We start from the raw sequence: 19,857 nt of genomic DNA, 5'->3' as shown, positions 1-19,857 counted from the left end.
CGTCTCAGCGATTTTGAGGCCGTCAGCACCGGCAGTTTCAGTCGCACAAGTGGGTAAATCAACGACAGGTCGCACGATCCGTAGGCCGGGTAAGCGTAGCGCCACCCGGCAAACTAACGGCAAAACAGGGCTGCCTGGAAGGTCATTCACTCACCAGCTGTTTGAGCAGCGCGAAGGCGTCTTTCATCTTGTCTTCGCTGACCACAAAGGCGCGCAGTTGATTCGCCGCATCCAGCCCTTTCGCCACCAGCCCCTCTTTGGCGGCCACGATGTTCCACGTCAGATCCTCGCGGCGGGTGTCGCCGGCCAGATGCAGCGGCAGATCCGGGGTCTTCACCTTCACCAGCATTGGCGGCAGCTTGAGTTCGCCTGCCTGCGCCAGCAGGTTTTTACTCAGGCACATGGCGCTGAGCAAAATCGGCTGCAGGAACGGCAGTACCGTACCGTTGATTTCCGCACAGTCGCCGAGGGCGTAAATCGCCGGGTCGCTGGTTTGCAGCTGGCTATTGACCACCACGCCGCGGTTAATCTGCAGTCCGGCGTGGCGCGCCAGCGAGGTTTCCGGGCGCAGGCCGGCGGCGGCCACCACCGCATCGACGGTTATCGCGCGCTGGCGGTCGAGACTGACGCGGATGCCGTCGGCGGTGTGTTCAAGCCCTTCCAGCTGCGTTTTTAACATCAGATGGACGCCCATCCCGGTGAGGCGATGCTGCAGACGGCTGCTGACCTCCGGCGGCATCAGCGCCGCCAGCACGCTGGCGGCATTATCGACCACCGTCACCGCTTTACCGGCGCGACAGAAATCCATCGCCAGCTCGCAGCCAATCAGGCCACCGCCGACGATCAGCACCCGGCTGGCGTCGCGGAGCTGGCTCTGCGCCGCGCCATATTCGCGCTGGCTGTTCAGCGTTAGCATTAGCTCGCGGCCCGGCACCGGGGGGATAAACGGCGTGGCGCCGGTGGCCAGCACCAGTTTGTCGTAGCGCCACTGCTTATCCAGGCTTTTCACCCGATGGTTTTCAGCGTCGATATCGCTCACCCAGGTATGGGGAAACAAGCGCAGGTGGTACTGTTCGGCGAACTCGCCGGCGCTTTGCAGAGTCAGATCGTCGGCGTGCTGTCCGCGGCTGATGACGTGGCTGAGATCGGGCTTGTTATACTCATCCATGCTGTCGGCGGCGATGAGGGTCAGCGGGATCTCGGCATCCTGCTTACGAATATTTTTCACCAGCTGGCGGGCCGCGAAGCCCGAGCCGATGATGACGATGCCATCACTCATTTTGCCTCCGTCGCCAGAACATCAAACACATCTTTACCCAGCGAACATTCAGGGCAGAGGAAGTTATCCGGCACGTCGCTCCACGGCGTACCCGGCTGCACATCCTGGTTAGGTTCGCCTTTCGCCGGGTCATACACCCACTGGCAGACGCTGCACTGCATCATGGGACCGAGATCGGCGGCCGCGGCGGCGGCACAGGCACAGTCCTGTTGTTCCGGCGTGACTGTCGCTTCAGCAACCGGCAGTGGAGCGAGCGCCCACTGGCGGGCGATGTCGCGCCCATGTTGGCGGCACACTTCGAGCGCGTCGATATCCGGGCGCCATTTGGCCTTCAGACTCAGGGACATTTCAAACCCGGCATCCTGCAGGCGGGTGGACAGGCGGTCTACCGCGCCGCCGCTCCAGCCGTGGGAGCCAAAGGCGCTGGCGCGTTTGTTGCGAAAACGCAGCCCGGTCATCTCTTCCACCAGTCCGGCAATTTTCGGCATCATGACGTTGTTCATGGTGGAGGTGCCCACCAGCACGCCTTTTGAGCGGAAAACGTTGGTCAAAATGTCGTTTTTGTCGCTGCGGGCGACGTTAAAGATTTTCACCGCCACCCGTGGGTCGACCTCGGTGATCCCCTGGGCAATGGCGTCCGCCATCATGCGGGTGTTGTTGGACATGGTGTCGTAGAAAATCGTGATGCGATCTTCCTGATAATCCGCCGCCCATTCGAGGTATTTCTCGACGATTTGCGTCGGGTTATCGCGCCAGACCACGCCGTGGGAGGTGGCAATCATCGCTACCGGCAGGTTGAAGCCGAGAATTTCGTTAATTTTCGGCGTCACCAGACGGCTGAAGGGCGTCAGGATGTTGGCGTAGTAGCGCTGGCACTGTTCGTACAGTTCAGTCTGGTCCACTTCATCGTTGAACAGATGTTCGTCGCAGTAGTGCTGGCCGAAGGCGTCATTGCTGAACAGCACCGCGTCGCCGGTCAGGTAAGTCATCATGCTGTCCGGCCAGTGCAGCATTGGCGTTTCCACGAAGATCAACTGCTTACCATTGCCGATATCGAGGGTGTCGCCCGTTTTCACCACGTGGAAGTTCCACTCCGGATGGTGGTGATGGCCGTTGATGGAGTCGATGGCGTTGGCGGTGCAGTAGATCGGTGTATCCGGGATCTGCATCATCAGCTCAGTCAACGCGCCGGCGTGGTCCTCTTCGGCGTGGTTAATAACGATGTAGTCGAGGTCGGCGAGGTCGATTTCGCGGCGCAGATTCTGCACGAACTCGCGGCTGAATTTATGATCGACGGTATCGATCAGCACGTTTTTCTCTTCGCGGATGAGATAGCTGTTATAGCTGCTGCCGCGCAGCGTTTTATATTCGGTGCCGTGGAAATCACGCACTTCCCAGTCACGTTGGCCAACCCAAAGAATGTTATTTTTCACCACAATAGACATAGCAACCTCAATTAATACAGTGTGTTCAAAGTCAGTTGATTGATGTATTACAAGTTGCGTGCCAGTTTTTTAACTTATTGAATAGAAGCATTTTTTAAATTTTCATGATTTTAGTTGCTGTCAAAATGACAATGATTAAAATAGTCGATATGACTATATTGGCTGTCAAAATGACAATGGAGCGATAATGAGTTTTTCCGTCGAGGCGCTGGCGAGAATCGCCATTGATTTACAAAGCGATATCGGCCACGTCGACCGCTTTTCGCGCCTGATCGCCACCCTGCGGCAGATCCTTGGCTGCGACGCCTCGGCGCTGCTGCGCTATGAGGCCCATCAGTTTGTGCCGCTGGCGATCGATGGTCTGGCGCAGGATGTGCTTGGCCGGCGCTTTGCACTGGATGGGCATCCGCGGCTGGAGGCGATCGCCCGCGCCGGCGATGTGGTGCGCTTCCCGGCGGACAGCGACCTGCCGGACCCCTATGACGGCCTGATCCCCGGCCAGGAGAGCCTCAAGGTTCACGCCTGCGTGGGGTTGCCGCTGTTTGCCGGGCAAACGCTGATCGGCGCGCTAACTCTTGACGGCATGGATGCCGACCGCTTCGACAGCTTCAGCGATGAAGAGCTGCGACTGATTGCCGCGCTGGTGGCCGGGGCGCTGAATAACGCGCTGCTTATCGCCCGCCTTGAAGCGCAAAACGTCCTGCCCGCGCAGGTGGTGAATTACCCGCAGCCGGAGCGTCAGGAGATCATCGGCCTGTCGGCGCCGATGCTGCAGCTGAAAAAAGAGATCGAGATTGTCGCCGCCTCGGATTTGAACGTGCTGATCAGCGGCGAAACGGGGACCGGTAAGGAGCTGGTGGCGAAGGCGGTGCATCAGGGATCGCCGCGTGCGGCTAACCCGCTGGTGTACCTCAACTGCGCGGCGCTGCCGGAGAGCGTGGCGGAGAGCGAGCTGTTCGGTCACGTGAAAGGGGCGTTTACCGGGGCTATCAGCAATCGCAGCGGCAAATTTGAGATGGCCGATAACGGCACGCTGTTCCTCGACGAAATCGGCGAGCTGTCGCTGGCGCTGCAGGCGAAGCTGCTGCGCGTCCTGCAGTATGGCGATATTCAGCGTGTCGGCGATGACCGCAGCCTGCGGGTCGATGTGCGGGTGCTGGCGGCCACCAACCGCGACCTGCGCCAGGAGGTGGTGGAAGGGCGCTTTCGCGCCGACCTCTATCACCGGCTGAGCGTCTTCCCGCTGTCGGTTCCGGCGCTGCGCGAGCGGGAAAATGACGTGGTGCTGCTGGCTGGCTATTTTTGCGAGCAGTGCCGCCTGCGGATGGGGCTGGCGCGGGTAATTTTAAGTGAGGCAACGCGAAACAGGCTGCAGCAGTGGTCGTGGCCGGGCAACGTGCGCGAACTGGAGCATGCCATTCACCGCGCGGTGGTGCTGGCGCGGGCTACTCAGGCTGGCGATGACATAGTACTGGAGCCGCAGCATTTCGAGTTTACGGCGACTGCGCCGACGTTGCCGACCGAGGCGGCGGCAGCGGCGCCGGCAATGGGCAACGTGAATCTGCGCGAAGCCACGGATAATTTCCAGCGCGAGGCGATTGCCCGCGCGCTGGCGGCACATCAGGGCAACTGGGCGGCGACCGCCCGCGCGCTGGAACTCGACGTCGCCAACCTGCACCGGCTGGCGAAACGTCTGGGGCTTAAAGGATCCCGGCCTGGTAAAAGTTCTGCAGGTTGATGGCGCCGACCAGTTGGTCGTTTTCATCGACTACCGGCGCGGCGCTGATTTTGTGCTTCATCAGCCGCTCTTTGGCTTCCACCGCGCGGCTCTCCGCCTGTAGCGTCACGCCGTTGCGGGTCATCGCCTGCGCGACGCCGTCGTTTAAGGTGCCGCCGCCCACCAGCCAGCGGCGCAGGTCGCCGTCGGTGAAGACCCCCTGCACGCGGTTGGCCTCATCGCAGACCGCCACCAGGCCGAGCCCGGTGCGGCTTAGCTCGAGCATTGCGTTCATGACGTTGGCGTCCGTGCCGACGCGCGGCACTTCGTCGTCGCGGCGCATCAGGTGATGCACTTTGTTCAGCAGACGCGCGCCGAGCGCCCCTGCCGGGTGGGAGCGGGCAAAATCCTCTTCATTGAAGCCGCGGGCCTGCATGACCGCCATCGCCAGCGCATCGCCAAGCATCAGGGTGTTGACGGTGCTGGAGGTCGGCGCCAGGTGCATCGGACAGGCCTCTCGCTCGACGGCGATATCCAGCACCGCTTTCGCCGCCAGCGCCAGCGGCGAGGTGGATTTGCCGGTCATCGCCAGCAGCGGGATACCTTTTTCCTCCAGCCGCGGCACGATCAGATCCAGCTCTTTCGCGCTGCCGGAGTAGGAGATAAACAGCATCACGTCGCGGCCGTCGAGCATGCCAAGATCGCCGTGCAGCGCTTCCGCCGGATGGACAAAAAAGGCCGGGGTGCCGGTGCTGGCGAAAGTCGCCGCCAGCTTTTTGCCGATATGACCGGATTTACCGATACCGGAGACAATCAGTTTGCCCTCGCAGTGGATGATGGTTTCCGCCGCGCGGATGAAGTCGTCGCCCAGGCGTTCCGGCAGGCGGCTCGCCTCCTGTAGCTCCAGCATCAGGGTCTGGCGTCCGGCCTCTAACAAAAAGTTACTCATGATGTTCTCCAGTAATGATGACTTCTATGCCTTTGGCTTCCAGCGCCCGCTGGAATGCAGGGTCAATATCGGCATCGGTAATCAATTTATCCACGCGCTCCAGGCCGCAGACGATATTGGGGCTTTTACGGCCAAACTTTGACGAGTCGGCCATCAGGATCACTTCGCGGGCGGCGTTGCACATCGCCTTGCTGACGGTATACACCTCATTGAAGGTGGTGACGCCGGCGTTCAGATCGATGCCGTCGGTGCCCATAAACAGCTTGTCGAAACTGAATTGTTCGAAGGCGTTTTCCGCCAGCTGGCCGTGAAAGGAGGCCGATTTTTTGCGGAAGGTGCCGCCGGGCATCAGGATAGTCTGTTCATTATCCAGTTCGGCAAGGGCGTTGACGATATGCAGACTGTTGGTCATCACCGTGATGTTATTGAAGCGGCTGAGCAGTGGGACCATCTGCAGCACCGTGCTGCCGGCATCAAGGATGAGGGAGTCGCCATCATGAATAAAGCGCACCGCCGCTTCGGCGATGCGCGCTTTCTTATGGGTGTTGATCAGCGTTTTATGATCGATCGGCGGATCGGCTTCATCTTTGTTGAGTACCACGCCACCGTAGGTGCGAATGACGGTGCCGGCGTTTTCCAGCGTGACCAGATCCTTGCGGATGGTGGTGCCGGTAGTATCGAAGTGTTGCGCCAGCTCTTCGACCGAGCATTTTCCCTGCGACTGCAGGAACTCGAGAATGGCTGCCTGGCGCTGACGTGGTTTCATAGGCGTCTATCCTGCGTTTAAGTTTCGAAGTGATAATTTCGCAAGATATTTACTTTTACAACGAAATTATCCATGTTTCGGATTAAGCGCTAATGATAGTGCATTCTGACAGCGCGGATCATGGGGAAAGATCACATCAGGCTGCAATTCCCCGATATGTTTGCCGTCCAGCGCGGGGATTTTTTGCGGTCGGGCGAAAATGGTGAAGCCTTTCATCAGCAGCGTGTCGCAAATGCGGTTGTCATCATCAACGGCGATAGCGACGATGGCGCGCGGTTGAAAGCGCCCGGCGGAGCGGCCGACCCCCACCCGACCCTGCTGGCACAGGCTGTCGAAGGCGCGATTGAAGCGGCGGATCTGCCAGCCGCCGAAGGCCAGTTGGGTAAGCCAGGCGATGGCGGCGACGGTGATGAGTGCGGTAACCATAGGTGTCTCCTTAAGGGGGCCGGGAACAACCCGGGTCGCGGCGCGAGCGCCTAACCCGAGCGACCCGCGGTGCCGTATTTTTGTCGGGTGGCGCCTTACCCGACCTACCGTTTTGTAGCCCGGATAAGCGCGGCGCCATCCGGGAGCCCTTTAAAACATCACCTGGCCGCCGGTAACGTTGATCGACTGACCGGTGCAGTATGACGCCTGCGGGCTGGCGTAAAACATCAGGACGTTCAGCACATCCTGATATTCGCAACCGCGCTTCAGGGGCACCTTGTCGATGTAGTACTGCTCGACCTCGCTCTCATCGATACCGAGCTTGGTGGCGTACTGCGGCAGCAGCGACTGGAACATCGGCGACTTCAGCAGATTGCCGAGCATCAGTGAGTGTACGGTAATGCCGTACTCCGCCAGATCCAGCGCCAGCGACTGGGTCAGGCCGACGCCGCCGAACTTCGCCGCGCTGTAGCCGGAGTTGTGCTTGCTGCCCACTTTGCCGGATTTCGAGTTGATCTGAATGATGCGTCCCTTAATGCCGTCGCGGATCATCAGCCGGGAAAACTCGCGGGCGCAGAGGAAGTAGCCCACCAGATTGACCTGCAGCGAGCGGTCGAAATCCCCCAGCGCAAAGTCGCTAATAAACGCCGCTTTAGCGATGCCGGCGCTGTACACCAGCAGGTCGACACGCGAGAAAATCTCATCCACTCCGTGGGCCAGCGCGGTGACGCTGGCCTCGCTGGTGGCGTCGGCGCCGAAGCCATACGCCATGCCTTCGCCATATTCAGCGTTAATCTCCTGGGCGACGCGGCTGGCTTTTTCGCTCTGAATATCGACTACCGCCACGCGGTAGCCCTCGGCGGCCAGCCCGCGGCACAGAAACTCTCCTAAGGTTTGTCCACCGCCAATGACAACAGCAACCTGATTCATCTTTCTCTCCTGTTAAGCAACAAATTTCAGTACGCAGCCGGGCGCGATGGCGTCCGGCACCGGGCCCGCCACGTGCACGGTTCCGGGGAATTCCGCTTCGCGGTGACCATCAAAGCGCAGGGTGATGTGGCCCAGCTCGCGCAGGTTTTGTTCGGCGACCTCGCCGACGGCGGTCACCGGGTAGCGCAGCTCGCCAAGCTGCAGCTCTGCGCCCGGCTGCAGCGCGCCGGCAAGCTCGCCGTGGTTGTGAATAAAGCAGTACTCTTCGATATCGGCAGGGGCGCCTTCGCGGAAGGTGATCAGCATCTGCTCCTCCAGCGCCATCGTCGCGCTGGCGCCGATATGGGTAATGGTGGTCTGGTAAATCACGGTCATCTTCAGGCACCTCTTATTGATAAATAAATCCGGAAACGAACCACGCGATCAGCACCGTTGGCGCGCCGGTCAAAAAGCGGCTGACCAGCACCGACGGCACGCCGACGCGCACGGTATCCTGGCGGGCTTCAGCCAGCGACAGGCCTACCGGGATAAAATCGCAGGCGGCCTGGGCGTTAATGGCGAACAGCGCCGGCAGGGCGAGGTGCGGGGGAATATTGCCGAGGCCGATCTGAACGCCGATCAATACGCCAATCACCTGGGCGATAACCGCGCCGGGGCCGAGAAACGGCGACAGCAGCGGGAAGGAGCAGATCAGCGCCAGGGTCACCAGACCCAGCGGATGGCTGGCCAGCGGCGCCAGGCCATGGGCGATCCAGTCGCCGATGCCGGAGGCCATGATGATGCCGATCAGCGCCGAGACGAAGGCCATAAACGGCAGAATGGTCTTCAGCACCGTATCGATGGTGTCGCGCCCGGCCTGGAACAGCACCGCCACCACCGAGCCCATCCCCATCCCGACCTTCGCCAGCAGGCCATCGCTCTGTTCAGTGATCTTTTTGCTGGCGTCGTAATCGCGACCCGCGCGGTTGTTCTCCGCCGGCGGCTCGGGAGCTACCGCGCTGTCGGTCGCGATGCGCTGAATGTTCTCCTCTTTGACGCCGGAGACGTAGATATCTTCTGTGATGTACTGGGCCAGCGGCCCCGATTTGCCGGTGGCATGGATATTCACCGTCGGGATACGACGCTTGGGGTAGAGCCCGCAGCGCAGGGTGCCTCCGCAGTCGATAATCGCCACGCCGATGTCGCTTTCCGCCGGTTCGCCCTCTTTAAAACCGTCCACCGCCTGCCAGCCGGTCAGGCTGGCGATGCGGTCAACGATCGCCGGGCGGGTGCCAGCGGTGATATAGACGATCTTTTTGCCCTCGACGACGTCGAGCTCAAGGGGGCCGCCCCAGCCGCCGGTGCCTTTCTCAATACGAATCCGGGTCATGATGTCGCTCCTGACAGATGCACTTTCTGAGCCAGCTGAATCGCCATTTTTCGTTCGAAAATCGAGGTGGTCAGGTCGGTGACCCAGCCGCGGAAGAAGTTGGTCACCAGCCCGACCAGCAGATAGCTCACCGCCAGCGGCCCAAGCGGCAGGCCGAGGGTGGTGAGGCCGTTGGCGATGCCGAGATAGACGAACAGCTCGCCGGGGTTGATATGCGGAAACAGGCCGTTCATCGAGTGGCAGCTGTAGGACGCCGCCGCGTAATAGCTGGGCTTGTACTTCTCTGGCATAAAGCGGCCCAGGCTCAGGGTCATCGGGTTACAAAACACAAAGGTGCCGATGCAGGGCAACAGCAGGTAGCGGGAGATCGGGTTCCCGGCGCAGCGCTGCGCCAGTTTTTCGATCCGCTGCTGGCCGATAAAGTTGATCAGCGCGTTCATGATCACCAGCAGACTGATCAGCAAGGGGAGGATCCCGGTCACCATTCCGGTAAATACCTCGCCGCCTTTCTGAAACAGGCCGATAAACCACTCTGCGCCGTGGGTCACGACGTCAATCATTGTTCTCTCCTTCAGCATGTTATTTTTCTTGCTAACTGCAGGTTGATTTTAATCACTTTGAAAGGTTTTAAAGTGTTAAATAGATCGCAAAATGAAAGATAAATATTTTATTTCGAAAGATTGGCGCTGAGAGGATGAAATCACGAGGCGCATGACAGCATCCAGGAAGGGGGGCGGTGAAGGACTATTTTGTCTACAAACAGATTGTCGCTTTCTTGTTGGTCGTCGCATGCTTTACCATAATTATCCCTTGCTGAATTTGTTAAACGGAATTCCCATGTTGAAGCGTCGCTCTCTGGCTGTACTTCCCCTTTGTGTGCTCCTCGCTGCCTGCAGCAGCAAACCCAAGACTCCCGCGGAAACGGAGATGGCGAGTGGAACCGGCGGCTTTTTGCTGGAACCGCAGCATAACGTGATGCAGATGGGCGGCGACTTCGCCAACAACCCGGCAGCGGCGCAGTTCATCGATAAGATGGTGGCGAAGCACGGCTTCGACAGGCAGCAGCTGCAGGAGATCCTGTCGCAGGCGAAGCGTCTGGACTACGTTCTGCGGCTGATGGATCGTCAGGCGCCGACCGGCCTGCCGCCGACCGGGCCGACCGGCGCCTGGCTGCGCTACAAGAAACAGTTTATTACCCCGGATAACGTGCAGAACGGCGTGGTGTTCTGGAATCAGTATCAGGACGCGCTCAACCGCGCTTATCAGGTCTACGGCGTACCGCCGGAAATCATTGTCGGCATTATCGGCGTGGAGACCCGTTGGGGCCGGGTGATGGGCAAAACCCGCATCCTCGACGCGCTGGCGACTCTGTCGTTTAACTATCCGCGCCGTGCTGAATACTTCTCCTCCGAGCTGGAAACCTTCCTGCTGATGGCGCGCAGCGAAAGCGACGACCCGCTGGATCTGAAAGGCTCTTTCGCCGGGGCGATGGGTTATGGCCAGTTTATGCCGTCCTCCTATAAGCAATACGCGGTGGACTTTAACGGCGACGGCCATATCAACCTGTGGGACCCGGTGGATGCGATCGGCAGCGTGGCCAATTACTTCAAACAGCACGGCTGGGTGAGCGGCGATCTGGTGGCGGTGCAGGCGCTGGGCCAGGCGCCGGGGCTGGAGAATGGTTTCAAAACCAAATACAGCGTTTCGCAGCTGTCGGCGGCGGGATTAACCCCGACCCAGCCGCTGGGCAACCATCAGCAGGCCAGCCTGCTGCGCCTGGACGTCGGCACCGGCTATGAGTACTGGTACGGGTTGCCGAACTTCTACACCATCACCCGCTACAACCACAGCACCCACTACGCCATGGCCGTCTGGCAGCTTGGCCTGGCGGTTTCTCAAGCCCGCGGCGGTTATTAATACTGTCATCCGGCTGACCGATTCCGATCCTCCCCGGATAGCGGCGCGTAGCGCCTTATCCGGGCTATGGTCTGTTATCCGGTTGGCAGCCCCGGTAAGCGCAGCGCGACCGGGGGACTTCTCGTTTATCCTCCTGCTTTTTCCCGTTTGCCTGCCGCTTGTCGACCTTTGTTACATTTCCGCTCACCGACGCTGATTTACAATCTTATTTCGCCTCTGTATTGTTATGTTATAACATTTAATAGAGGTGGGATATGTTCACATCGGTTTTTATGGCATCCGGCGCGGCGCGCCTGGCCATCGCGGGAACGCTGCTGGCGGCGCTATGGCTGGCGACCTGGTGGGCGGTGACGCTGCCATGATTGAACTGGAACAACTGGTAACCGGCTATGGCGGGGTGGCGATCACCCCTCCGCTGAGCGGGATGATTTGCCCCGGGAGCCTGACGGCAATCATTGGCCTCAATGGCTGCGGAAAATCGACCCTGCTGAAAACCCTCGCCGGGTTTCTTCCGCCGGTCAGTGGCTGTCTGCGCTGGCAGGGAAAGCGGCCGGTGATTGGCTGGCTGGCGCAGCGCCATGCCCTCGAGTCGCAGTTTCCTCTCAATGTGCAGGATGTGGTGAGTCAGGGCGCATGGCCCGGCGTGTCGCTGCTGCGCGGTCTGGGCGGCGATACCCGGCGACGCATCGGCGCGGCGCTGGAGCGGGTCGGGCTGGCGAGCCTGGCGAAAACCCCGATCGAAGCGCTCTCCGGCGGTCAGTTTCAGCGCATGCTGTTTGCCCGGGTGCTGGTGCAGCAGGCGCCGCTGGTGATGCTCGACGAGCCCTTCACTGGCATTGATGAAGCGACCAGTCGCGAACTGATGGATTTGATCCTCGACATGCACCGGCAGGGGCAGACCATCCTGGCGGTGCTGCATGATAACCAGCGGGTAGCCGACTTTTTCCCGGAGACGCTGCTGCTGACCCCCCGGCGCGCCTGCTGGGGCGCCACCCGGGCGGTTCTCCCGGCCTTCAGCCAGGCGAAGTCGGCATGATCTGGCACACCTTCTTTCAGCCTTTTATTGAATTCGGCTTTATGCGCCGGGCGCTGGTGGTCTGTCTGGCGCTGTCGCTAAGCACCACCATGCTGGGCGTCTTCCTGCTGCTGCGGCGCATGAGCCTGATGGGCGACGCGCTATCGCACGCCATTCTCCCCGGCGTGGCGGTGGGCTATCTGCTGAGCGGCATGTCGCTGCTGGCCATGACCCTGGGCGGCTTTGTCGCCGGCATCGCGGTCGCGCTGGTGGCGGGATGGGTGAGCCGGCGGACGCCGTTAAAAGAGGACGCCAGCTTTGCCGGATTTTATCTGGGATCGCTGGCGCTGGGCGTCACCCTGGTGTCGCTGCGCGGCTCCAGCGTCGACCTGCTGCATCTGCTGTTTGGCTCCATTCTGGCGGTGGACCGTGACGCGGCGCTGTTTGTCAGCGGCGTCGCCAGCCTGACGCTGCTGTGCATCGCGCTGTGCTACCGCGGTCTGGTCAGCGAGGCGTTCGACAGCGCCTGGCTGCAGGTGAACCACCGCCGGCTGCCCGCGCTGCTGCATGGGCTTTTTCTGGCGCTGCTGGTGCTTAACCTGGTGGCGGGGTTTCAGGTGCTCGGCACGCTGATGGCGGTAGGGGTGATGATGCTGCCGGCGGTCGCCGCGCGCTGCTGGGCCCGAACGCTGCCGGGCATCCTGCTGCTGGCGGCGCTCTCCGGCGCGCTCTGCGCCTGGCTGGGTTTGAGTCTCTCCTGGGCGGCCAGTCTTCCCGCCGGGCCCGCCATCGTGCTGACCGCCAGCGCGCTGTTTTTTATTTCGCTGTTTTTTGGCACGCGCAGCCGACTGCTGGTCGGCTGGCGCAAATTGATGGGGTAAGGAAATGATGAAACGTAGTGCAATAGTGGTCGCGCTGGCCTTCGGCCTGATGGCGCAGGGGGCGATGGCGAAAACGCTGAATGTGGTAAGCAGTTTTTCGGTGCTGGGTGATATGGTGCAGCAGGTCGGCGGGGAGCATGTTCATGTGGACACCCTGGTCGGCCCGGATGGCGATCCGCACACCTTCGAGCCGTCGCCGAAGGACAGCGCGCTGCTCAGCAAGGCCGACGTGGTGGTGGTTAACGGTCTGGGACTGGAAGGGTGGCTGGATCGCCTGATTAAGGCCTCTGGTTTTAAGGGCGAGCTGGTGGTGGCGTCGAAGGGCGTCAAGACCCATACCCTCGATGAAGATGGCAAAACGGTGACCGATCCCCACGCCTGGAACAGCGCGGCGAACGGCGCGTTGTATGCGCAGAATATCCTCGATGGACTGGTGAAAGCCGACCCGGAAGATCAAGCGGCGCTGACGAACAGCGGCAAGCGTTATATCGAGCAACTGACGGCCCTCGACGGCTGGGCGAAAGGGCAGTTCAGCGCCATTCCGCAGGCAAAGCGCAAAGTTCTCACCAGCCATGACGCCTTCGGCTATTTTGGCCGCGCTTATCACGTGACCTTCCTCGCGCCGCAGGGGCTCTCTTCAGAGAGCGAGGCCAGCGCGGCGCAGGTGGCGGCGCTGATTAAGCAAATCAACGCGGACGGCGTCCATACCTGGTTTATGGAGAACCAGCTTGACCCGCGACTGGTGAAGCAGATCGCCAGCGCCACCGGCGCGCAGCCCGGCGGAGAACTCTATCCTGAGGCGCTCTCCGCCCCGGGTGGCGTCGCGGATAGCTATGTCAAAATGATGCGTCATAACGTGGCGCTGATCGCCGCCAGCATGAAGTAATCGTGCAATTTCTCATCCCGGCGCCGCCGGGATGATTCATTTTGGATGTCCCCTCGTAAATTCCACACCTCGTCCCCATATCTCTGTGGAAAGTGCTATCTTTGATGGCCTCTTTATCCGGAGCAAAGCGGGGCGATAATGACCGATTCAGAATTAATGCAGCTAAGCGAGAAGGTCGGCCGGGCGCTGAAGGCACAGGGCGCGACGGTGACCACGGCGGAATCCTGCACCGGCGGCTGGATAGCGAAAGCCATCACCGATATTGCCGGCAGCTCAGCGTGGTTTGAACGCGGTTTTGTGACCTACAGCAATGAGGCCAAATCGCAAATGATCGGCGTCAGCGAAGCGACGCTGCGGGACAACGGCGCGGTGAGCGAACCGGTGGTGGTGGAGATGGCGATCGGCGCGTTGCGCGCCGCGCGCGCGGACTATGCCATCTCGGTAAGCGGCGTCGCCGGGCCGGATGGCGGCAGCGACGAAAAGCCGGTCGGGACGGTGTGGTTTGGCGTCGCCAGCGTCAGCGGGCAAGGGGTGACGCGGCGGGAATGCTTTGCCGGAGACCGCGAAGCGGTGCGTCGTCAGGCGACGGCCTACGCGCTCAATCTGCTCTGGCAACAATTTCTACAAAAGACTTGATACTGTATGACTATACAGTATAATTGCCTCAACTGAACAAATATTAACGGCGAAGCGAACAGGCTTCACCCTGCATGATTAGGAGTAACAATGGCGATCGACGAAAACAAACAGAAAGCGTTGGCGGCTGCACTGGGCCAGATCGAAAAGCAATTCGGTAAAGGCTCCATCATGCGCCTGGGTGAAGACCGTTCTATGGACGTAGAAACCATCTCCACCGGCTCGCTTTCTCTGGATATCGCGCTGGGCGCCGGCGGTCTGCCAATGGGCCGTATCGTCGAGATCTACGGGCCGGAATCCTCCGGTAAAACCACCCTGACGTTGCAGGTTATCGCCGCAGCGCAGCGCGAAGGTAAAACCTGTGCGTTCATCGATGCGGAACACGCGCTGGATCCGGTCTATGCGCGCAAACTGGGCGTGGATATCGACAACCTGCTGTGTTCTCAGCCGGATACCGGCGAGCAGGCGCTGGAAATCTGTGACGCGCTGGCGCGCTCCGGCGCGGTTGACGTTATTGTCGTCGACTCCGTCGCGGCGCTGACGCCGAAAGCGGAAATCGAAGGCGAAATCGGCGACTCTCACATGGGCCTCGCGGCGCGTATGATGAGCCAGGCGATGCGTAAACTGGCGGGTAACCTGAAGCAGTCCAACACGCTGCTGATCTTTATCAACCAGATCCGTATGAAAATCGGCGTGATGTTCGGTAACCCGGAAACCACCACCGGCGGTAACGCGCTGAAGTTCTATGCCTCCGTGCGTCTGGATATCCGTCGCATCGGCGCGGTGAAAGAGGGCGATAACGTCGTCGGCAGCGAAACCCGCGTCAAAGTAGTGAAGAACAAGATTGCGGCGCCGTTCAAACAGGCTGAATTCCAGATCCTCTACGGCGAAGGCATCAACTTCTTCGGCGAGCTGGTTGACCTCGGCGTGAAAGAGAAGCTGATTGAGAAAGCGGGCGCCTGGTACAGCTACAACGGCGACAAAATTGGTCAGGGTAAAGCGAACGCTATCACCTGGCTGAAAGAGAACCCGGCGGCGGCGAAAGAGATTGAGAAGAAAGTGCGCGAACTGCTGCTCAACAACCAGGACTCTACGCCGGACTTCGCCGTTGACGGCAACGACGCAGAAGAAACGGAACAAGATTTCTGATATCGTCTAACAGAGTGATAAAGGGCTGCTTATGCGGCCCTTTTGCTTTTCTTAGATTATTGAGGTGCCTGTGACTGAACCTTCATCACGCCGATCCGGCTATGCTCGTCTGCTGGACCGCGCTATCCGTATTCTGGCGATGCGCGACCACAGCGAACAGGAGCTGCGGCGCAAACTGGCCGCTCCGGTGATGAGCAAAAACGGCCCCGAGGCGCTGGACGTCACCCCTGAAGAGCTGGAGCAGGTGGTGGCCTGGTGTATCGAAAACCGCTATCTCGACGATAATCGTTTTGTCGGCCAGTTCATCGCCAGCCGGAGCCGCAAAGGCTATGGCCCCGCGCGCATTCGTCAGGAGCTCAGCCAGAAAGGCATTGCGCGCCAGGCCGTTGAACAGGCGATGCGCGAATGCGATATCGACTGGGTGAGCCTTGCCAGGGCGCAGGCGCAGCGTAAATACGGTGAACCGTTACCATCCGCCTTTACTGAAAAAGTGAAAATCCAGCGATTCCTGCTGTACCGTGGCTACCTGATGGAAGATATCCAGGAAATCTGGCGAAATTTTGCAGATTGACCCATCCGGGATTTTACTTCGCCGTAAAGAAAACTTATCTTATTCCCACTTTATTCCGTCGGGCCGCTGGTTGTGACAGTGCAGGCAGCGTCCTGGGCGATTATTCCTTTACACAAAATCATTCAAGCTGCATCAGGGCGGCAAGAGAGACTATCTTCCGCAGCGCACGTCAGTTCGGTGCCGGAAGAGCAAGCGCAGCCAGGACAGAGGCGACTTGAAGGATGACGTGTAGCTTGATTTCAGGATAATTATGAGCAAGAGCACCGCTGAGATCCGTCAGGCGTTTCTCGACTTTTTCCATAGCAAGGGACATCAGGTAGTTGCCAGCAGCTCCCTGGTGCCGCACAACGATCCGACCCTGCTGTTTACCAACGCAGGGATGAACCAGTTCAAGGATGTCTTCCTTGGTCTCGACAAACGTAATTATTCGCGTGCGACCACCGCGCAGCGTTGCGTGCGTGCGGGTGGTAAACACAACGATCTGGAAAACGTCGGTTACACCGCGCGTCACCACACCTTCTTTGAAATGCTGGGCAACTTTAGCTTCGGCGACTACTTCAAGCAGGATGCCATCAAATACGCGTGGGAACTGCTGACCGGTGAGAACTGGTTCGCGCTGCCGAAAGAGAAGCTGTGGGTCACCGTTTACGAGACCGATGACGAAGCATTCGACATCTGGGCCAATGAAGTAGGCGTCCCGCGCGAGCGAATCATTCGCATCGGCGACAACAAAGGCGCACCGTTTGCTTCAGACAACTTCTGGCAGATGGGCGACACCGGTCCGTGCGGCCCGTGCACCGAAATCTTCTTTGACCACGGCGATCACATCTGGGGCGGCCCTCCGGGAAGCCCGGAAGAAGACGGCGACCGCTACATTGAGATCTGGAACATCGTCTTCATGCAGTTCAACCGTCAGGCTGACGGCACCATGGAGCCGCTGCCGAAGCCGTCCGTCGACACCGGTATGGGCCTGGAGCGTATTGCCGCGGTGCTGCAGCACGTTAACTCCAACTATGACATCGACCTGTTCCGCGATCTGATCGCCAGCGTGGCGAAAGTCACCGGCGCCACCGATCTGACGAACAAGTCGCTGCGCGTTATCGCCGACCACATTCGCTCCTGCGCCTTCCTTATCGCTGACGGGGTTATCCCGTCGAATGAAAACCGCGGCTACGTGCTGCGTCGCATCATTCGCCGCGCGATCCGTCACGGCAACATGCTGGGCGCGAAGGACACCTTCTTCTGGAAACTGGTTGCCCCGCTGATTGCCGTGATGGGCTCCGCCGGCGAAGAGCTGAAGCAGCAGCAGGCTCAGGTTGAGCAGGTGCTGAAAACCGAAGAAGAGCAGTTCGCACGTACTCTGGAGCGCGGACTGGCGCTGCTGGATGAAGAGCTGTCGAAGCTGAAAGGCGACACCCTGGATGGCGAAACCGCCTTCCGTCTGTACGACACCTACGGCTTCCCGGTCGACCTGACCGCGGACGTCTGCCGCGAGCGCAACATCAAGGTTGACGAAGCCGGCTTTGAGGCCGCCATGGAAGAGCAGCGCCGCCGCGCGCGCGAGTCCAGCGGTTTCGGCGCGGACTACAACGCGATGATCCGCGTTGACGGCGCCTCTGAATTTAAAGGTTACGATCGTCTGGAGCTGAACGGCAAAGTGACGGCGCTGTTTATCGACGGCAAAGCGGTGGATAGCGTCAGCGCGGGTCAGGAAGCCGTGGTGATCCTCGACCAGACCCCGTTCTATGCGGAGTCCGGCGGCCAGGTGGGCGATAAAGGCGAACTGAAAGGCGCGGGCTTCTCCTTCGCGGTCAGCGACACGCAGAAGTACGGCCAGGCCATTGGTCATATCGGTAAAGTCGCCAGCGGCTCCCTGAAAGTGGGCGACGCGGTGCAGGCCGATGTGGACGAGGCTCGCCGTCAGCGTATCCGTCTGAACCACTCCGCGACGCACCTGATGCACGCGGCGCTGCGCCAGGTGCTCGGCACCCATGTGGCGCAGAAAGGCTCGCTGGTCAACGATAAAGCGCTGCGCTTTGACTTCTCGCATTTCGAAGCGATGAAGCCGGAAGAGATTCGTGCAGTGGAAGATCTGGTCAACGCGCAGATCCGTCGTAACCTGGCTATCGAAACCAACATTATGGATATCGATGCCGCGCGCGCATCCGGCGCCATGGCGCTGTTCGGCGAGAAATACGATGACCGCGTCCGCGTGCTGCAGATGGGCGACTTCTCCACTGAACTGTGCGGCGGGACTCACGCGGCGCGTACCGGTGATATCGGCCTGTTCCGCATCACGTCTGAGTCCGGTACCGCCGCTGGCGTGCGCCGTATCGAAGCGGTGACCGGTGAGGGCGCGATAGCCATGCTGCACGCGCAGAGCGATCAGCTCAGCGATATCGCACAGCTGCTGAAGGGCGACAGCCACAATCTCGGCGAGAAAGTTCGCGCCGCGCTGGAGCGTACCCGTCAGCTGGAAAAAGAGCTGCAGCAGATGAAAGAGCAGGCTGCGGCGCAGGAGAGCGCAAACCTCTCCAGCAAAGCGGAAGAGATTAACGGCGTTAAGCTGCTGGTCAGCGAACTGGCCGGCGTGGAGCCGAAGATGCTGCGTACCATGGTTGACGACCTGAAGAACCAGCTGGGTTCGACGGTTGTGGTGTTGGCTACGGTCGCAGACGGTAAAGTTTCCCTGATTGCCGGTGTGTCTAAGGATGTGACAGATCGCGTGAAGGCTGGGGAGCTGGTTGGTATGGTCGCTCAGCAGGTGGGCGGTAAAGGGGGCGGTCGTCCGGATATGGCGCAGGCCGGTGGTACCGATGCGTCTGCTCTCCCTGCAGCGTTAGCCAGTGTGAAAGGCTGGGTCAGCGCAAAACTGTAATAACTATAAGCGCATATACCCTAAATAATTCGAGTTGCAGGAAGGCGGCGACGCAGCGAATCCCCGGGAGCTTACTCAAGTAAGTGACTGGGGGGAGCGAGGAAAGCCAACACACATGCAACCTGAAGTATGACGGGTATAGGTGCCGTAACCTCAGGGAAATGGCACCTTGCGCGAGAAACACCGATAACGATAAAGTCGGGTTGAAATTGTGTATATCGGCTAAACTTAGGTTTAACAGAATGTGATGCCATGACTGCTTATACCGCAAGGTATTTGTCATCGCTTACTTTTTGGCGTTATATGATGGATAATGCCGGGATACGAGAGACCCGACTCTTTTAATCTTTCAAGGAGCAAAGAATGCTGATTCTGACTCGTCGAGTTGGTGAGACCCTCATGATTGGAGATGAGGTCACTGTGACAGTTTTAGGGGTGAAGGGTAACCAGGTTCGTATTGGCGTAAACGCCCCTAAAGAAGTATCTGTTCACCGTGAAGAGATCTACCAGCGTATTCAGGCTGAAAAATCCCAGCAGTCCAGTTACTAAGGTTTCCGCGCCTCGCTGTTCAGTGAGGCGCATCACTTACCGCCGCTTTTTCTCTTTTTCTGTTTTTTCCCCTGCGCCATACCGCTTTTCATCACCCTTTGCTGCTTTGGTCGTTTGGCATTATGCCTGCGTCAGGGCTGATTTCCTGTTGATAAATTGCCCTTTTTGCCGTTTTTGCACGCGAATTGCGTGCGAAGTGTGCAAACGAAAAAAGGTCTCGAAAAAGTGTTTGACTTATAAGTACCAGAAAGTAATATGTGCGCCATCGCAGCGACGAAGAGCAGAAACAAGTTCTTCGAAGCACTCGAAAGAGGCGTGTGTGGTGAGGTGGCCGAGAGGCTGAAGGCGCTCCCCTGCTAAGGGAGTATGCGGTCAAAAGCTGCATCCGGGGTTCGAATCCCCGCCTCACCGCCATTTTGCATCCGTAGCTCAGCTGGATAGAGTACTCGGCTACGAACCGAGCGGTCGGAGGTTCGAATCCTCCCGGATGCACC

The 19,857-nt window shown here is 59.6% G+C and carries 19 protein-coding genes and 2 tRNA genes; 12 read left to right on the top strand and 9 right to left on the bottom strand.

What is annotated here, in order from left to right; translation table 11 throughout:
- Positions 1 to 142: 142 nt before the first annotated feature.
- Positions 143 to 1,279: an NADH:flavorubredoxin reductase NorW gene (norW, locus tag QLG03_RS05655; protein ID WP_117132725.1), complete on the bottom strand. Its 1,137-nt coding sequence runs from the start codon at positions 1,277 to 1,279 to the stop codon at positions 143 to 145.
- Entirely contained in the window at positions 1,276 to 2,724 is a 1,449-nt protein-coding gene (gene norV / locus QLG03_RS05650) for an anaerobic nitric oxide reductase flavorubredoxin (RefSeq protein ID WP_049014173.1), read from the bottom strand. The genes norW and norV overlap by 4 nt, the downstream gene beginning before the upstream one ends.
- 187 nt (positions 2,725 to 2,911) lie before the next feature.
- On the opposite strand from norV, the gene norR reads away from it, so the two are divergent.
- Complete coding sequence (norR, locus tag QLG03_RS05645; RefSeq protein WP_048335079.1) at positions 2,912 to 4,462, top strand: nitric oxide reductase transcriptional regulator NorR; 1,551 nt, start codon at positions 2,912 to 2,914, stop codon at positions 4,460 to 4,462.
- Here norR and gutQ read toward each other — a convergent pair.
- The 7 genes from gutQ to QLG03_RS05610 form a co-directional block, all read right to left on the bottom strand.
- Positions 4,425 to 5,390: an arabinose-5-phosphate isomerase GutQ gene (gene gutQ, locus QLG03_RS05640; RefSeq protein ID WP_117129168.1), complete on the bottom strand. Its 966-nt coding sequence runs from the start codon at positions 5,388 to 5,390 to the stop codon at positions 4,425 to 4,427. The two genes, norR and gutQ, sit on opposite strands and share 38 nt — an antisense overlap.
- A complete protein-coding gene (locus QLG03_RS05635) occupies positions 5,383 to 6,156 on the bottom strand; it encodes a DNA-binding transcriptional repressor (protein ID WP_004205671.1) in 774 nt (257 codons plus the stop codon). Before QLG03_RS05635 ends, gutQ begins: the two co-directional genes overlap by 8 nt.
- A gap of 66 nt (positions 6,157 to 6,222) precedes the next feature.
- A complete protein-coding gene (gene gutM / locus QLG03_RS05630; RefSeq protein ID WP_023290773.1) occupies positions 6,223 to 6,582 on the bottom strand; it encodes a transcriptional regulator GutM in 360 nt (119 codons plus the stop codon).
- A gap of 150 nt (positions 6,583 to 6,732) precedes the next feature.
- Positions 6,733 to 7,512: a sorbitol-6-phosphate dehydrogenase gene (gene srlD, locus QLG03_RS05625; protein ID WP_002914815.1), complete on the bottom strand. Its 780-nt coding sequence runs from the start codon at positions 7,510 to 7,512 to the stop codon at positions 6,733 to 6,735.
- A 12-nt stretch (positions 7,513 to 7,524) separates the two neighbouring features.
- The gene (gene srlB, locus QLG03_RS05620) at positions 7,525 to 7,887 is read right to left on the bottom strand and encodes a PTS glucitol/sorbitol transporter subunit IIA (RefSeq protein ID WP_255988625.1); all 363 of its coding nucleotides are present in this window, start codon (positions 7,885 to 7,887) and stop codon (positions 7,525 to 7,527) included.
- A gap of 13 nt (positions 7,888 to 7,900) precedes the next feature.
- Positions 7,901 to 8,881 (bottom strand): PTS glucitol/sorbitol transporter subunit IIB, encoded by a 981-nt coding sequence (locus tag QLG03_RS05615; protein ID WP_032453820.1) that lies wholly within the window; start codon positions 8,879 to 8,881, stop codon positions 7,901 to 7,903.
- Positions 8,878 to 9,441, bottom strand: coding sequence for a PTS glucitol/sorbitol transporter subunit IIC (locus tag QLG03_RS05610; RefSeq protein WP_004205677.1), 564 nt, complete (start codon positions 9,439 to 9,441; stop codon positions 8,878 to 8,880). Before QLG03_RS05610 ends, QLG03_RS05615 begins: the two co-directional genes overlap by 4 nt.
- A gap of 277 nt (positions 9,442 to 9,718) precedes the next feature.
- Between QLG03_RS05610 and mltB the strand changes: the two genes are divergently transcribed.
- From mltB to QLG03_RS05555, 11 genes are all read left to right on the top strand, one after another.
- Positions 9,719 to 10,798 carry a lytic murein transglycosylase B gene (mltB, locus tag QLG03_RS05605; RefSeq protein ID WP_023290770.1) on the top strand — a complete coding sequence of 360 codons (1,080 nt, stop codon included), beginning with the start codon at positions 9,719 to 9,721 and terminating at the stop codon, positions 10,796 to 10,798.
- A 325-nt stretch (positions 10,799 to 11,123) separates the two neighbouring features.
- Complete coding sequence (locus QLG03_RS05600; protein ID WP_255988622.1) at positions 11,124 to 11,834, top strand: ATP-binding cassette domain-containing protein; 711 nt, start codon at positions 11,124 to 11,126, stop codon at positions 11,832 to 11,834.
- Positions 11,831 to 12,694 (top strand): metal ABC transporter permease, encoded by an 864-nt coding sequence (locus QLG03_RS05595; RefSeq protein WP_023290767.1) that lies wholly within the window; start codon positions 11,831 to 11,833, stop codon positions 12,692 to 12,694. Before QLG03_RS05600 ends, QLG03_RS05595 begins: the two co-directional genes overlap by 4 nt.
- Before the next feature lie 7 nt (positions 12,695 to 12,701).
- Positions 12,702 to 13,580 (top strand): metal ABC transporter substrate-binding protein, encoded by an 879-nt coding sequence (locus tag QLG03_RS05590; protein WP_032453816.1) that lies wholly within the window; start codon positions 12,702 to 12,704, stop codon positions 13,578 to 13,580.
- Between the two features lie 138 nt (positions 13,581 to 13,718).
- Positions 13,719 to 14,216, top strand: coding sequence for a nicotinamide-nucleotide amidase (gene pncC / locus QLG03_RS05585; protein ID WP_032453814.1), 498 nt, complete (start codon positions 13,719 to 13,721; stop codon positions 14,214 to 14,216).
- Between the two features lie 90 nt (positions 14,217 to 14,306).
- On the top strand, positions 14,307 to 15,365 hold the full coding sequence (gene recA / locus QLG03_RS05580) for a recombinase RecA (RefSeq protein ID WP_004205686.1): 1,059 nt from the start codon (positions 14,307 to 14,309) through the stop codon (positions 15,363 to 15,365).
- A 70-nt stretch (positions 15,366 to 15,435) separates the two neighbouring features.
- Positions 15,436 to 15,936: a recombination regulator RecX gene (gene recX / locus QLG03_RS05575; RefSeq protein WP_023290764.1), complete on the top strand. Its 501-nt coding sequence runs from the start codon at positions 15,436 to 15,438 to the stop codon at positions 15,934 to 15,936.
- A 250-nt stretch (positions 15,937 to 16,186) separates the two neighbouring features.
- Positions 16,187 to 18,814, top strand: coding sequence for an alanine--tRNA ligase (alaS, locus tag QLG03_RS05570; RefSeq protein WP_255988619.1), 2,628 nt, complete (start codon positions 16,187 to 16,189; stop codon positions 18,812 to 18,814).
- Between the two features lie 363 nt (positions 18,815 to 19,177).
- A complete protein-coding gene (gene csrA / locus QLG03_RS05565; protein ID WP_000906486.1) occupies positions 19,178 to 19,363 on the top strand; it encodes a carbon storage regulator CsrA in 186 nt (61 codons plus the stop codon).
- Positions 19,364 to 19,684: 321 nt separating this feature from the next.
- Positions 19,685 to 19,777, top strand: a tRNA-Ser gene (locus QLG03_RS05560).
- Between the two features lie 4 nt (positions 19,778 to 19,781).
- Positions 19,782 to 19,855, top strand: a tRNA-Arg gene (locus QLG03_RS05555).
- The last annotated feature ends 2 nt before the right edge of the window (positions 19,856 to 19,857 follow it).

This window comes from Klebsiella sp. V115_8, from assembly GCF_029967715.1.
GTDB classification, from domain to species: Bacteria; Pseudomonadota; Gammaproteobacteria; order Enterobacterales; family Enterobacteriaceae; genus Klebsiella; species Klebsiella quasipneumoniae.
This window is presented reverse-complemented; position numbering and strand designations above follow the sequence as displayed.

What these genes read in the sequence shown, in the direction of transcription:
- alaS (WP_255988619.1), top strand. Translation starts at nt 16,187, where the DNA reads ATGAGCAAGAGCACCGCTGAGATCCGTCAGGCGTTTCTCGACTTTTTC.
- norR (WP_048335079.1), top strand. Translation starts at nt 2,912, where the DNA reads ATGAGTTTTTCCGTCGAGGCGCTGGCGAGAATCGCCATTGATTTACAA.
- recA (WP_004205686.1), top strand. Translation starts at nt 14,307, where the DNA reads ATGGCGATCGACGAAAACAAACAGAAAGCGTTGGCGGCTGCACTGGGC.
- gutM (WP_023290773.1), bottom strand. Translation starts at nt 6,582, where the DNA reads ATGGTTACCGCACTCATCACCGTCGCCGCCATCGCCTGGCTTACCCAA.
- norV (WP_049014173.1), bottom strand. Translation starts at nt 2,724, where the DNA reads ATGTCTATTGTGGTGAAAAATAACATTCTTTGGGTTGGCCAACGTGAC.
- QLG03_RS05615 (WP_032453820.1), bottom strand. Translation starts at nt 8,881, where the DNA reads ATGACCCGGATTCGTATTGAGAAAGGCACCGGCGGCTGGGGCGGCCCC.
- srlB (WP_255988625.1), bottom strand. Translation starts at nt 7,887, where the DNA reads ATGACCGTGATTTACCAGACCACCATTACCCATATCGGCGCCAGCGCG.
- QLG03_RS05610 (WP_004205677.1), bottom strand. Translation starts at nt 9,441, where the DNA reads ATGATTGACGTCGTGACCCACGGCGCAGAGTGGTTTATCGGCCTGTTT.
- norW (WP_117132725.1), bottom strand. Translation starts at nt 1,279, where the DNA reads ATGAGTGATGGCATCGTCATCATCGGCTCGGGCTTCGCGGCCCGCCAG.
- csrA (WP_000906486.1), top strand. Translation starts at nt 19,178, where the DNA reads ATGCTGATTCTGACTCGTCGAGTTGGTGAGACCCTCATGATTGGAGAT.
- QLG03_RS05590 (WP_032453816.1), top strand. Translation starts at nt 12,702, where the DNA reads ATGAAACGTAGTGCAATAGTGGTCGCGCTGGCCTTCGGCCTGATGGCG.
- pncC (WP_032453814.1), top strand. Translation starts at nt 13,719, where the DNA reads ATGACCGATTCAGAATTAATGCAGCTAAGCGAGAAGGTCGGCCGGGCG.
- QLG03_RS05595 (WP_023290767.1), top strand. Translation starts at nt 11,831, where the DNA reads ATGATCTGGCACACCTTCTTTCAGCCTTTTATTGAATTCGGCTTTATG.
- mltB (WP_023290770.1), top strand. Translation starts at nt 9,719, where the DNA reads ATGTTGAAGCGTCGCTCTCTGGCTGTACTTCCCCTTTGTGTGCTCCTC.
- srlD (WP_002914815.1), bottom strand. Translation starts at nt 7,512, where the DNA reads ATGAATCAGGTTGCTGTTGTCATTGGCGGTGGACAAACCTTAGGAGAG.
- QLG03_RS05600 (WP_255988622.1), top strand. Translation starts at nt 11,124, where the DNA reads ATGGCTGGCGACCTGGTGGGCGGTGACGCTGCCATGATTGAACTGGAA.
- gutQ (WP_117129168.1), bottom strand. Translation starts at nt 5,390, where the DNA reads ATGAGTAACTTTTTGTTAGAGGCCGGACGCCAGACCCTGATGCTGGAG.
- QLG03_RS05635 (WP_004205671.1), bottom strand. Translation starts at nt 6,156, where the DNA reads ATGAAACCACGTCAGCGCCAGGCAGCCATTCTCGAGTTCCTGCAGTCG.